General features: G+C 55.8%; 9 protein-coding genes. 5 read left to right on the top strand and 4 right to left on the bottom strand.

Translation table 11 applies throughout. The features are described 5' to 3' along the window. Positions 1 to 116: 116 nt before the first annotated feature. The 5 genes from QWJ20_RS07000 (at position 117) to QWJ20_RS06980 (ending at position 8,218) form a co-directional block, all read left to right on the top strand. On the top strand, positions 117 to 1,910 hold the full coding sequence (locus tag QWJ20_RS07000; protein ID WP_433992161.1) for a TolC family protein: 1,794 nt from the start codon (positions 117 to 119) through the stop codon (positions 1,908 to 1,910). After that, positions 1,910 to 2,665 (top strand): efflux RND transporter periplasmic adaptor subunit, encoded by a 756-nt coding sequence (locus QWJ20_RS06995; RefSeq protein WP_010282272.1) that lies wholly within the window; start codon positions 1,910 to 1,912, stop codon positions 2,663 to 2,665. Before QWJ20_RS07000 ends, QWJ20_RS06995 begins: the two co-directional genes overlap by 1 nt. Continuing rightward, positions 2,662 to 4,017, top strand: a complete 1,356-nt coding sequence (locus tag QWJ20_RS06990) for an efflux RND transporter periplasmic adaptor subunit (RefSeq protein ID WP_433992160.1) — start codon at positions 2,662 to 2,664, stop codon at positions 4,015 to 4,017. Before QWJ20_RS06995 ends, QWJ20_RS06990 begins: the two co-directional genes overlap by 4 nt. Before the next feature lie 2 nt (positions 4,018 to 4,019). Then, entirely contained in the window at positions 4,020 to 6,149 is a 2,130-nt protein-coding gene (locus tag QWJ20_RS06985) for an HlyD family efflux transporter periplasmic adaptor subunit (protein ID WP_433992159.1), read from the top strand. Positions 6,150 to 6,472: 323 nt separating this feature from the next. Then, positions 6,473 to 8,218 (top strand): polysaccharide lyase family protein, encoded by a 1,746-nt coding sequence (locus QWJ20_RS06980; protein ID WP_433992158.1) that lies wholly within the window; start codon positions 6,473 to 6,475, stop codon positions 8,216 to 8,218. A 142-nt stretch (positions 8,219 to 8,360) separates the two neighbouring features. Here the strand turns inward: QWJ20_RS06980 and QWJ20_RS06975 are convergent, their stop codons facing one another. From QWJ20_RS06975 to acs, 4 genes are all read right to left on the bottom strand, one after another. Further along, a complete protein-coding gene (locus tag QWJ20_RS06975) occupies positions 8,361 to 9,281 on the bottom strand; it encodes an Rpn family recombination-promoting nuclease/putative transposase (protein WP_433992157.1) in 921 nt (306 codons plus the stop codon). Between the two features lie 168 nt (positions 9,282 to 9,449). Continuing rightward, on the bottom strand, positions 9,450 to 11,108 hold the full coding sequence (actP, locus tag QWJ20_RS06970) for a cation/acetate symporter ActP (protein WP_095701656.1): 1,659 nt from the start codon (positions 11,106 to 11,108) through the stop codon (positions 9,450 to 9,452). Next, the gene (locus QWJ20_RS06965; protein ID WP_039487792.1) at positions 11,105 to 11,416 is read right to left on the bottom strand and encodes a DUF485 domain-containing protein; all 312 of its coding nucleotides are present in this window, start codon (positions 11,414 to 11,416) and stop codon (positions 11,105 to 11,107) included. Before QWJ20_RS06965 ends, actP begins: the two co-directional genes overlap by 4 nt. Before the next feature lie 125 nt (positions 11,417 to 11,541). After that, positions 11,542 to 13,503 carry an acetate--CoA ligase gene (gene acs, locus QWJ20_RS06960; protein WP_433992156.1) on the bottom strand — a complete coding sequence of 654 codons (1,962 nt, stop codon included), beginning with the start codon at positions 13,501 to 13,503 and terminating at the stop codon, positions 11,542 to 11,544. Positions 13,504 to 13,625 lie beyond the last annotated feature (122 nt).

The following is a 13,625-nucleotide window of genomic DNA, read 5'->3' as shown; positions in this document are numbered from 1 at the left end:
GAATACCGAGACGAGATTTTATTACTTAACCACTAACCCAGGCGCTTGCAGGCGGTAACCAAACCACCGCCTGCAAGATGAAGGGAACAGACAAATAGAAGATGGGGAGAACCCGGGTGAATCAGCACATAGCGCATTTCTGGGATAGCCAGCAACACGACAGTCAGCAGCAGAACGTTCAACACGAGGCTACACCACGTATCGCGGGTTCCCGGGCGTTACGGATCGCGGTAGCCCTGGCCTGTCTGGGCCTGGCTGGCTGTGCCGTCAAACCTGAGCCGGTGACGATCGAACAACAGGTTGCACAGGCGCTGAGCGACAGAACGCAGATGTTCGCCAATCAGGAACCGGTGCGCGGCACGATCACGCTGGATGAAGCGATTGCCCGTGCGCTGAAATATAACCTGCAACAGCGGGTCGCGCTGCTGGAACAGGCGATGGAAGATGACCTGTTGGGCGTACAGAATCTGGACATGCTGTTACCGAAACTGACCGCGCGCGCTGGGCTACAAACCCGTGACAACGTGGCCGGTTCCAGCAGCCAATCGGTGACCACCGGTCGGCAGTCGCTGGAAGCGTCAACCAGTCAGGATCAGACCCAGCGTACCGCCGATCTGACAATGAGCTGGAATGTGCTGGACTTCGGTATTAGCTACTTCAACGCCAAAGTACAGGCGAACAAATCACTGGCGGCGGAAGAGCGTCGTCGTCGGGTAGTTGCGGATATTACTCGTCAGGTGCGGACGGCCTATTGGGAAGCGGCAACGGCACAGCGTTTGCAGCCGGAAGTGACCACGGCGCTGACGCAGGCGCGTCAGGCGCTGGAATATGCGCGTCAGACCGAACAACAGCGTCTGCTGGCACCGGTTGAGGCGCTGCGTTTCCAGAAAAATATGCTGGAGATGGTGCGTCAGTTGGAGATCGTCGACAGCGATCTGGTGGTGGCGAAATCCCGTCTGGCGGCGCTGATGAACCTGCCGCCGTCGAGCAAATACGATGTCGTCGTGCCGAGCGAAAGTAGTCTGGTCGCGCCGAAGATGGCGTACTCGCTCGACGATCTGGAAAACTTCTCGATGGTTAAACGTCCAGAAGTGCGCGAAGAGAGCTATCTGGCACGCAATAGCGTACTGGAAACCCGTAAATCACTGCTGCGTCTGCTGCCGGGCGTGTCGCTGTTTGCCGGTATCAACGGCGACAGCAACAGCTATCTGGTCAATCACCAGTGGGCGAACGCGGGCGTTCAGGTCAGCGGCAACCTGCTGAACGTGCTGTCGTGGTCATCGGTGAAACGCGCCGGACAGGCGAATGAAGATCTGGCGGAAGTTCGTCGTCAGGCGCTACGCATGGCGGTGCTAACGCAGGTGAACGTCGCCTGGCAGGAATATCAGCAGAGTACGCAGATGTTTGGCCGCTATCAGGAACTGGCGCGGATTCAGCGCGGCATCCTTAATCAGACCACGCTTAGTGTACAGCATCGTGCCGAAACGCAGATGGAACAGGTGCGCGTCAGCACGGAAACCATTCTGACGACCCGCGCGCGCGACCGCAGCTTTGCCGATGTACAGAACGCGCTCGGCGCGGTGTATCAGGCTGCCGGGCTGGATGTGCTGCCGGATAACGTGAACGATGTCAGTCTGGCGGCGCTGAGCAGCTCAATTGCCCTCACCACGGGTAACCTTGAGAAAGGCGGCGTTGCGGTACCGCGTCTGTCTCTGGCAACACCGGCTACGCCTGCTACCACGACGGCGTCGGCTAAAACAGTCTCTACTCCATCCTCTACGCCAGTCGCGAAGCCGATTGCCTCGTCGACGACTACATCATCGTCGGCTAGCGCGGGTAAGCCCTATCGCGTGGTGAACACGGATATGTGGGATAACCTGCAATCCCTACAGGCGGGAGGTTCGCGTTAATGGCTTTCGGCATGATGCGTCCGCTATTGCTGGTCAGTGCGTTAGGTCTGCCCCTGTTGGGGCAGGCTGCGACAACGGGAGACATTCGCGTACAGCTCAGTGCGCAGCGCTATACCGTGTTATCCAGCGAAATTGCCGGAAAAGTGACGGATATTGCGGTGAAAGAGGGCGAACACTTCAAACAGGGCGATACGCTGGTGACGTTTGACTGCACTGTGCTGCGCGAAAAGCTGAACTACTCAAACGCCGCAGAGAATGCCGCACGTAAGAAGCTGGCGATTGCCGATCGGCTGGATAAGCTCAATTCGATCAGCCTGTCGGATGTCGATCAGGCGCGATCGTCGGTGTCGATGGCGCAGGCCGAAAGCGGCGTCAATCGCGCCATGCTGCAACGCTGTGTCATTAAAGCGCCGTTCTCCGGTCGCGTGACGGAAACCAAGGTGAAACGTTGGGAATCCGTGCCGGAAGGCAAAGAGCTATTAGCGATTTATGATGACAGCGCGTTCGAGCTGGAAATGATCGTGCCGTCGCGCTGGCTGGTGTGGTTAAAGCAGGGCAGTGCTTTTCAGGTCGTGCTGGATGAAACCGGTCTGAGCTATCCGGCGGAAATCAGCCGCCTTTCTTCGGCGATCGATCCGGTTAGTCAGTCGGTAAAAGTCTTTGGTCGCATTACCCAGTCTACCGCTGGATTGCTGCCGGGCATGAGCGGCGTTGCGCAAATCGTACCGCCTGATGCGGGTAGCGTGTCGCCATGACCGAACGGAACACGACAGCAGCACAAACGGAGCAGGATACCCGGCTGGCGCTGCTGGCCGAGTTATTGCAACTGCAAAGCCGTGCCAGAGCGCGTGAAACGCTGGATGAGCTGGCGTTTTTTATCGTCAACGAGACGCATAATTTAGTGAAGTATCGGCAGGCGCTGCTGTGGGACTGCGATAAACGGCGCTTGCAGGCAGCTTCCGGGCTGGCCTCGCTCGATCACAACGCGCCGTTTTGTACCGAATTTAGCCGCCTGTGCCGCCAGTGGCAGGAAGAAGGGCGTCAAACGCAGGCGCTGCAATGCCGCGAGCTGCCTGCCGATGACCAGATTTTGTGGCAGGAACATCTGCCTGAATTTTTACTCTGGCTGCCGCTGCGTTTACCGCAGGGCGATACGCCACTGGTGCTGGTGTTAGCGCGGGACAGCACGTGGCTGCCTGCCGAGATCGTGCTGCTGGAAAAACTGGCTGACGCCTACGCGCATGCCTGGTCGAGTCTGTGCAAAGTGCGTCGCCGCCCGTCGAAAACGCCGCCTGCCAGACGCCGTTTGATCGTTGCTGCGATCGTGGCGCTGGTGCTGATCTTGTTGATCCCGGTTCGCCAGTCGGTGCTGGCTCCTGCTGAGATCGTCGCGCATCGTCCTGTGATGGTGCGCGCGCCCGTGGCGGGCGTGGTGGATGACATACTGGTTCGCCCTAATCAGGCCGTCAGCGCTAATCAGCCGCTGGTGCGACTGGACGTGCGCGAATTGGAAAATCGCTTGGAATCGGCCCGACAGGCTTTTGCTACCGCCGATGCGCAGTATCGTCAGGCGCAGCAGCAGGCGCTGTTCGATGCTAACAGCAAAGCCAGTCTGGCCGTGCTGCAAAGCCGTCGCGAACAGGCGCAGAGCGACATGGATTTTCTGCAACGTCAGCAGGAGCGCATGCAGCTCGCTTCCCCGCGTGACGGCGTGGCGATTTTTGACGACAGCAGTGACTGGATTGGCCGCTCGGTGGCGGTAGGGGAACGCATCATGATGATCGCCGATCCGCACGATGTTGAGCTGGAGATACAGTTGCCTGCGGCGGACGCGATTGCGCTGGAAAACGGTGCGGACGTGCGCCTGTTCCTCAACGTTGCACCGAATTCGGCACAGGAAGCGCGGCTTGAACAGATTGGCTATCGTGCCGCACCGACGCCGGATAATGTCATGGCCTATCGGCTACGAGCCCGCTTTACGCAGGATGACCCGCAGCTGCGCGTGGGCCTGAAGGGAACCGCCAAATTGTACGGGAAACGCACGGTGCTGTTCGTTTACCTGCTGCGTAAACCGCTGGCCTCCCTGCGCGTCTGGCTGGGTGTCTAACGATGGCCGGAGGCGCAACGCCAGCCGCTGGGCTTAGCCCGCTGCGCGATGAACTGATCCTGCATGCCGGACCAGCTAACCGCGACGGATCGCCCAGTTGGACGCTAGAAGATCCGCTGCGCGGTCTCTATTTTCGTATCGGCTGGGCAGAAATGGCGATGCTATCGCGCTGGTCGATGGGGAATGCGGCGCAGATCGTAGACGAGGTTAACCAGACTTCTGCGCTGACGCTCGATGACAGCGATGTGCAGTACTTCAATCGTTTCTTGCAGGCCAATAGCCTGACGCGCGTTTCCGGCGATGAGGCGCTGGCACAATTTTCTCGTCAGGTGGAACAGTCACGCGTTTCGATCTGGCGCAAATTGCTGAAGAACTATCTGTTTTTTCGTATCCCCTTATGGCACCCCGATCGTTTTCTGGGCGCGACCCTGCCGTGGGTCGAACCGTTTTTCAGCCGGACTTTCCTTAAACTGACGCTGCTGGTGGCCGTGCTGGGGCTCTTCCTCGCCGGACGCCAGTGGGAAACCTTCAAGCATACGTTCCTGCATTTCTTCACGCTGGAAGGTGCGGCGCTGGCGGGGCTGACGCTGTGCTTTACCAAGATTCTGCATGAGTTCGGACACGCTTACACCTGCAAGCGCTTTGGTGCGCGGGTCGCCACCATGGGCGTCGCGTTTCTGGTGATGATGCCGGTGCTGTACACCGATACGTCCGGTTCGTGGAAGCTCACCCGCCGTCGGCAGCGGATGGCGATTGGCGCAGCGGGCATGATGACCGAGCTGGTGCTGGCGGCGTGGGCGACGCTGGCATGGAGCTTCTTGCCGGACGGCATGCTGCGCAGCGCCGCGTTTATGCTGGCGACGACGACCTGGATCATGACGCTGGCGATTAACCTCAGCCCGCTGATGCGCTTCGACGGCTATTTCCTGCTGTCCGATGGATTACAGATGCCGAACCTGCAAAACCGGGGCTTCGCTATCGGCCGCTGGCAGATGCGCGAATGGCTGTTCGGCTTAGGGGATGCGCCGCCGGAGCACTTTCCGCGCTGGCTGCAACGCACGCTGGTGGGCTATGCCTTCGCGGTGTGGATATACCGTTTCTTCCTGTTTACGGGTATCGCGATTCTGGTTTACCACATGACGTTCAAACTGCTGGGGATGCTGCTTTTCGCGATTGAAATCGGCTACTTCGTGGTGATGCCAGTGGTGAATGAAGTGCGCGAGTGGAGTAAACGCCGTAAGGATTACCGTATGAATCGTAATATGACGACAACACTGGTTGTGAGCGCCGTGGTTCTGCTCTTGCTGATGATTCCCTGGCAGCGCGGCGTGTACGCCCCGGCGCTGCTGCGGGCGGAACAGCAAAGTAGCCTGTATATGCCCGTGCCCGCGATGATTCAGCGCATTGACGTGAAGGTCGGCCAGCCTGTGCAAGTGGGACAAACGCTGTTTACGCTGTCGTCTGACGCGCTGGCGCATGAACGGCAACAGCTGGAACGACAAATCGCCACGCTGAACTGGCAAAGCACCTTTCAGGTATTCAACAAGGAAGCGGCTGGCGATCACCAGCGGGTGAAGCAGGAGCACGAAGCAGCGCTGCAAAAGCTACAGGTCTTGCAGCGTCAGTCTGAACAGCTGACGGTGCGTGCACCGATAGACGGCGTGGTGGCAGACATGACAACGCCGCTGGAAACTGGCGAATGGCTGGGGCAGGGCGAATGGCTGGCGGTCGTCACCAAGCCAACCGGCGGGCTGGTGGAAGCGTTCGTATCGGAAAAAGACTGGCAGCGGCTTCGCACGGGGGCAAAGGGGACGTTTTATTTACAGGATGTCAGCCGCTCGTCGCTGCCGCTCACCATTGTGGAGATTGCCAGCACGGCAACCCGCGATCTGAATGCCGCGCCGGAATTGGCATCAATTTATGGCGGCGATATTGCCACGCTGAGCGATGCACAACGCAAGCTGCATCCTGAACAGGCGGTGTATCGCGTGTTGCTCAGCCTGCCTGACGATTATCGTACTCAGCCACAGGTGCTGCGCGGCACGGTGGTGATGGACGGTGAGGCACAAAGCCTGTTGATTCGCGGCTGGAAAGTGGTGTCCGCCGTACTGATTCGCGAGCTGTCATTCTGATCAGTTTTGATTTCTGCGATGTCGATCCTGACTTTCTTCCCGCTATTGCCAAATTCTTGTGTGTGCTGGCAGTGGCGTGAAGGAGGGCGTTTATCCCCTCGATTATGTTGTTCCCATCATTGCTATATATTTCAAATAACGGGAATTTTTGAATATCTCAGGCTACACCCAATGCTGGATATTAGGGGAAGCACGGTGATGAGGTTCCCGCAGGGACACCTCGCACCGTGGTAGCCCCGTGTATCTCGATATTGAAACGGTAATAGCCATCACCACTGTGATGAAAATTCTCGTTTAACCGACTGAACACAAGAGGGCTGACTGTGAAGCGATCTGTCTTGTTGTTGGTAGGGGCCATGCTGGCACCCTATAGCTATAGCGCGCAGGATAATGCGGTGTCGCTATCCGTTTCTGGTTTGAATACCGTTCTGGATAATGGCTTGCTGAAAGTCGCGTTCGGGGAGGACGGCAGCGCGACGAGCATGGTGACGGGAGGCAAAAATATCGTCACCAACCTGTCCGGTGCAGCGCGCGACCCAAGCAAAACGCGCAGCGCCTACCTCGATTACTATATTAATAATGACCGTATTAACGATGCTCATGCTAAAGGCGTCAAAGATTTTGTCCCTGAGCGGGTAGAGGTGCTGCGCAACGATCGTGATATGGCGCATGTGGCGTATATCGACGATCGGGACGGGCTGTTACGGCTTGAATATCATCTGATTATGCGTCGCGGCGTTAGCGGGCTTTATAGCTATGTCGTTGCCGAGAATAGCGGAACTCAGGACGTTAAAGTCAGCGAACTGCGTAACGTCTATCGCTTTGATCCCGCCCGATTAGATCATCTCTACAATGGCGATCGTCAGGGTAAACCGCTGCTCTACAGCCAGCTTGAAGCGTCGCCGAAGGTGCAGGATGAAACCTGGCGATTGCCGGATGGCAGCATTTATTCCAAATATGACTTTGCCGGTTATATGCGTGCCGCGCCTTTCTGGGGCGTTTTCGGTAATGGCGTGGGCGCGTGGCTGATTCATGGAAATCGAGAGTATTTCTCCGGCGATGCACTTAAGCAGGATCTGCTGGTGCATCAGGATGCGATCATCCTGAACTACATGACGGGTTCGCACTTTGGCACGCCAGATATGGTAGCTCCACCGGGCTGGAAAAAATTCTACGGTCCGTGGCTGCTGTATATCAATCAGGGCGATACTGGACACATGCTGGCGGATGCTCAGCGTCAGGCGCTGACGGAAACCGTCAGTTGGCCGTACAAATGGGTAGACGATTCCCGCTATGCGCGCGATCGCACGCAGGTGAGTGGACGCGTTGCCAGCCAGCAGCCGGTAACCGTCGTGCTGTCGTCATCGATGGATGAACCGTTCGATGTGCAAACCCGCGGCTATTCGTATCAGGCAACCACGGATACGCAGGGGAATTTTGCCATTCCCCATGTCCGTCCGGGTCATTACCATCTGGCGGTATACGCCAACAGCGGGACGCAGCCAGGGATATTGGCAGAACAAACGCTGTCCGTTTCCGGTGATAAGCAAGTGCTGCCTGTGATAACGCTGCCCAAATCTGAATCGGTTGTTTGGGCCATTGGACAGGCCAATCGGCAGGCGAGTGAATTCCGCTTTGGCAATGAGGCACGCAATACCCGCTGGCAGCATGAGGTTCCGGCAAATCTGACGTTCGATATTGGCCGCAGTGACTATCAGCGTGACTGGTATTACGCGCAGACCAAACCGGGAAAATGGGATATCCGTTTTGCCCTGCAACCTGAGAAGAAAACCTATTTCCTGAACATCGCACTGGCGGCAGCGAGCAACAGTGGTATGAGTGAGCCGACCATGCCACAGCTGGCGGTAGCGGTAAACGGTACCACGCTGGAAACGCTGACTTACGAAAACGACAAAACCATTTATCGCGGTGCGCTACAGAGCGGTCGCTATCACATTGCCCGCATCCCCGTGTCATCCCGCTTTCTGAAAAACGGCAACAACACGATCACGCTGCAATTAAAAGGCGGCAGCGTGATGTATGACGTGGTGACCTTAAGCGAGGAATAAACCCCGTTTTAACAAGGTGAAGCGCTGGTTTCAGAGATCCGTGGGCGGGGATAGCCCACGATAAAAAAGAGCAGGAGCGATTTTCAACAACGCGAAGCGTTGGCCCGGAGGGGCGTGGGCAGGGATAGCCCACGATAAAAAATTACTTCTGCTCGCTGCGAAGCAGTTGCGCCATTTCTTCATCGGATAGCTGGGTAACGCGCTGAATTAACTCCTGCTCCATCTCGTTTTGCAGCAGTTGGCGGGCGATGTTTAGTGCGCTAGATTTCATCCCTTCTTGCATACCTTCCTGTAGCCCTGCCTGCATCCCCTGCTCAAATCCCCTTTGGTGTAATTGCTGTGCAATGGTCATTGTGTCCTCCTTATGCGTTGACAGGGGCTCAGCCACTGAATCAATGAACCTGTCTATGTCAGATGTATTACCCACTTTTGCGACGTACAGTAATAACGCGTGCCGCAGTGGTAAAGACAGGTTCCAGTGTTCAAATAATAGCCCGATGTCGTGTGCCAATTCCAGCATATCCCGTGTTCGAATATGTTTTTGCACAAGTTCCAGCAGTGCGGCACGACGGTGCGTTTTGATCTCTTCATCTGGGATCACGGTCAGGTCTATCAGCGGAAAGGCATGGTGGTAAACCTGTGCCGCCAGTGGTGGATCGGTGAAATGATCCAGCCACTGCATACTATACGGATAAGGACTGCGTTTGCCGTGATAGAACAGGAATGGAATAACCACGGGTAACGACTGATGACCCTGGGATAAATGCTGCTGCATCGCATCAAGGCAATAGCGTAATAACCGGAAAGCCATGAGCTTGTCGGGGCGGCTTTGATGCTCTATGACGCAATAGATATACCCAGAACCAGAGCGAGTTTGCAGTGAGTACAGCATGTCTGACAGACGCGAACGTAATGTGTTTTCGATAAACGATGCAGACTCCAACTGCAATGTACTGAAATCGCACTGCTGCTGAATAGCGGGTGGTAAATGGGCCGCAAGAAAATCTCTGGCGATATCAATATCGCTTAAGAATTGTTTGAAGATGGCATCGTGAGGTTGCATCGCATCCTTTCCCTGTGATGTTTATGCAGACACCCTAGCGGAACGTTCAGGGAAGAACAGAAGGTTGATAACTATCGTGAAGCCGCCCCGCAAAAATCTTTCAATAGCGCGTAGCGCTGGATTGCAGAGAAGAGCTGGCCCGCGAAATGCGGGCCAGAGAGAGGAATATTAGTGGGAGCTGCCTTTTGATGCGCCGACGCCGGTTTGTGAGCGGACAAACTGTGCATGGAAGCGTGCACGTTCCTGCTGTCCGGCTTCGGAGCGATCGGTGATGGAGAAGAACCAGATACCGATAAACGCAACCAACATGGAGAACAGCGCTGGATAATCGTAAGGATAAATAGGCGCGGCATGACCGAGGATTTTCACCCAGATCGTCGGCCCCAGCACCATCAAAATGACAGCCGTCAACAGACCTGCCCAACCGCCAATCATCGCGCCGCGCGTGGTCAGCTTCGACCAATACATGGAGATGATAATAATCGGGAAGTTACAGCTCGCAGCGATGGAGAAGGCCAATCCGACCATGAAGGCGATGTTCTGGTTCTCAAACAGGATACCGAGCGAAATAGCCACCACGCCCAGCACCAGTACGGTGATTTTCGAGACTTTCAGCTCATCACGTTCCGTCGCTTTCCCTTTCTTGATCACGTTAGAGTAGAGATCGTGGGACACGGCAGAAGCACCCGCTAGCGTCAGACCGGCGACGACGGCCAAAATGGTGGCAAAGGCCACGGCGGAGATAAAGCCGAGGAAGAAGTTGCCGCCGACCGCATCGGCCAGATGCACCGCCGCCATGTTATTTCCACCGATGAGCGCGCCTGTCGCGTCCTTAAACGCAGGATTGGCGCTGACCAGCAGGATGGCACCAAAACCGATGATGAAGGTCAGGAAATAGAAATAGCCCATGAAGCCCGTGGCGTAGAACACGCTTTTTCGTGCTTCTTTCGCATCGCTGACGGTGAAGAAACGCATCAGAATGTGTGGAAGACCGGCCGTACCGAACATCAGCCCTAACCCGAGAGACAACGCGGATATTGGATCAGAAACCAGTCCGCCGGGACTCATGATAGCCGCCCCTTTCGGGTGAACCGCCATCGCCTGTTTGAACAGCGCATCAAAGCTGAAACCCACGGATTTCATGACCATAATGGCCATGAAGGTGGCACCAAATAGTAGCAGGACGGCTTTAATAATCTGTACCCATGTGGTGGCGAGCATGCCGCCAAACATCACGTACATCACCATCAGAATGCCGACCAGCACCACCGCAACATGGTAGTTGAGGCCGAACAGCAGTTCGATGAGTTTCCCCGCGCCCACCATCTGGGCGATGAGGTACAGCGCCACAACCACCAGCGAACCACAGGCGGAAAGGCTACGGATCGGGCGCTGTTGCAAACGGTATGATGCGACGTCAGCAAAGGTATAACGCCCGAGGTTACGTAGTCGTTCTGCGATCAGAAATAGAATAATGGGCCAGCCGACCAAAAAGCCGAGTGAGTAAATCAATCCGTCGTAGCCGGAGGTATAGACCAGCGCAGAAATACCGAGGAAGGATGCAGCGGACATGTAGTCACCTGCAATCGCCAGCCCGTTCTGGAAGCCGGTAATGTTGCCGCCCGCCGTATAGTAATCACTACGTGAGCGAGTTTTCTTCGACGCCCAGTAGGTGATATACAGCGTGCCGCCGACGAACAGCAGAAACATCACGATGGCCTGAATATTCAACGGCTGGCGTTGGACATCCCCTGTGAGGGCATCCGCTGCCCACGCAAGCACGGGCAGCGTCAAAAGCCCGAACAGCATCATAAAGCGTATTTTCATTGCTTTACCTCATCCAATAACTGCTTGGTCAGACGATCAAATTCACCGTTAGCGCGATACACATAAACGCCGGTCAGAATGAAGGAAATCGCAATCAATCCCACACCAATCGGAATGCCGCGGGTAATGCTGGAGCCCGGAGCGATCGGCGTTCCCAGCCAACTGGGTGCAAAGGCGATCAGCAGAATAAAGCCGACGTAAAGCACCAGCATGATGAGTGAAAGAAAAGCGGCAAAACGCTGTCGCTTGTTGACCAGTTCTCTGAATAAGGGGTGACTTTCAATCCGTTGATAAATGGCATCATTCATCGTAAGTCTCCAGTAATCTGTAGGGTTGAGTGCTACCGCCACGTCACCCTCTGATTTATCGCCACCCACATTCCCGCAAGCCACATCATGGCTTACGGGAATGAAGAGAGTGGTGGGTCAGGGGGTTATTGAGAGGCGGTACTCATAGCCTGCTTTTCTTCGAGCAGTTTTTCGACGACGCCAGGATCGGCCAGCGTTGAGGTATCCCCCAGATTGCTGGTGTCACCGGCGGCGATCTTACGCAAAATACGACGCATGATTTTGCCGGACCGCGTTTTTGGTAAAGAGTCAGTCCAGTGCAGGATGTCCGGTGTAGCAATCGGACCGATTTCCTTACGCACCCAGTTGCGGACTTCCGTATACAGCTCGCTGGACGGCTCTTCGCCGTGGTTCAGCGTGATGTAGGCGTAAATAGCCTGCCCTTTCATATGGTGCGGGATGCCGACCACGGCGGCTTCAGCAATCTTGGGGTGTGCAACGAGCGCTGATTCGATTTCCGCCGTCCCCAGACGGTGTCCGGAAACGTTCAGCACGTCGTCAACGCGGCCGGTGATCCAGTAATAGCCATCTTCGTCACGGCGCGCGCCATCACCGCTGAAGTACATGCCTTTAAAGGTAGAGAAATAGGTTTGCTCGAAGCGATCGTGATCGCCAAACAGGGTTCTTGCCTGACCCGGCCAGGAATCCACGATAACCAGATTGCCTTCAGCAGTGCCTTCCTGCGGGTTGCCGAGGTTATCGACGAGCGCAGGCTGTACTCCGAAGAACGGGCGCGTCGCGGAACCGGCTTTCGGCTCAATCGCGCCCGGCAGCGGGGTGATCATGAAGCCGCCTGTCTCTGTTTGCCACCAGGTATCGACGATAGGGCATTTACTATTGCCGATTTTTTTGAAATACCACTCCCAGGCTTCTGGGTTGATCGGCTCACCGACGGAACCCATGATCCTGAGGGATTCACGCGATGTACCTTCGATCGCTTTATCACCTTCCGCCATCAGTGCGCGTATCGCAGTCGGAGCGGTATAGAGGATGTTGACCTTATGCTTATCGACTACTTGCGCCATGCGACTGGCGTCCGGCCAGGTTGGTACACCTTCGAACATCAGCGTAATCGCACCGCATGCCAGCGGGCCATAAAGCAGGTAACTGTGCCCCGTGACCCAGCCAACGTCCGCCGTACACCAGTAAATGTCGCCAGGATGGTAGTCGAAGACATATTTGAAGGTCAGCGCGGCATAAACCAGATAGCCGCCAGTGGTGTGCAGTACGCCTTTGGGCTTACCGGTAGAGCCTGACGTATAAAGGATAAAGAGCGGGTCTTCCGCGTTCATCTCTTCTGGCGGGCAATGGTCGTCTGCTTTTTCAACCAGATCGTGCCACCACAGATCGCGTCCGTCCTGCCATTCATTGATCTTACCCGTACGACGGAAAACGATAACGCTGGAAATGGTGGTGACGTTCGGGTTCTTTAACGCTTCATCAATATTCTTCTTCAGCGGAATCACGCGTCCGGCGCGTACGCCTTCATCGGCAGTGATGACCAGCTTGGCATTGGAATCGATGATACGCCCGGAAATCGCTTCGGGAGAGAAGCCCCCGAAGATCACCGAATGAATCGCCCCGATTCTGGCGCAGGCCAGCATTGCCACAGCCGCTTCCGGCACCATCGGCATATAAATGGCAACAACATCGCCTTTTTTGACGCCCTGCGACTTCAGCACATTGGCGAAGCGGCACACGGACTGATGCAGTTCGCGGTAGGTGACTTTTTTACTTTCTGTCGCGTCATCCCCTTCCCAGATAATGGCGGTTTGATCGCCACGCTCGGCCAGATGGCGATCCAGGCAGTTTGCTGCCACATTTAATGTACCGTCTTCAAACCAGCGAATGCGGATGTGGCCGGGATCGAATGAGGTGTTCTTGATCGTTTCATAGGGTTTGATCCAATCGACGATCTTTCCTTGCTCGCCCCAAAAGGCGGCGGGGTCGTCAACGGACAGCTGATACATATTTTTGTATTGCTGGGCATTTATCAGTGCATTTTCCGCAATTGAAGCGGGAATAGCGTGTTTATTATGTTGTGTCATAGCGCTTCTCCTTAAACATGTTAATGCTATGTCAAATAATGGTTAATTCTAGTTAACCAGTTATCTTTGTTTCTTTTTTGCGCGATTGATCACGCAATGCAGGAAAAGCAGTGGGGCATTAC

Origin of the sequence: Pectobacterium sp. S5, from assembly GCF_051707265.1 — a bacterium.
GTDB lineage: Bacteria > Pseudomonadota > Gammaproteobacteria > Enterobacterales > Enterobacteriaceae > Pectobacterium > Pectobacterium polare.
This window is presented reverse-complemented; position numbering and strand designations above follow the sequence as displayed.

Bases quoted from the DNA above. Each gene is read 5' to 3' on its own strand.
- acs (WP_433992156.1), bottom strand. From the start codon at position 13,503: ATGACACAACATAATAAACACGCTATTCCCGCTTCAATTGCGGAAAAT.
- QWJ20_RS06995 (WP_010282272.1), top strand. From the start codon at position 1,910: ATGGCTTTCGGCATGATGCGTCCGCTATTGCTGGTCAGTGCGTTAGGT.
- QWJ20_RS06990 (WP_433992160.1), top strand. From the start codon at position 2,662: ATGACCGAACGGAACACGACAGCAGCACAAACGGAGCAGGATACCCGG.
- QWJ20_RS06975 (WP_433992157.1), bottom strand. From the start codon at position 9,281: ATGCAACCTCACGATGCCATCTTCAAACAATTCTTAAGCGATATTGAT.
- QWJ20_RS06965 (WP_039487792.1), bottom strand. From the start codon at position 11,416: ATGAATGATGCCATTTATCAACGGATTGAAAGTCACCCCTTATTCAGA.
- actP (WP_095701656.1), bottom strand. From the start codon at position 11,108: ATGAAAATACGCTTTATGATGCTGTTCGGGCTTTTGACGCTGCCCGTG.
- QWJ20_RS06985 (WP_433992159.1), top strand. From the start codon at position 4,020: ATGGCCGGAGGCGCAACGCCAGCCGCTGGGCTTAGCCCGCTGCGCGAT.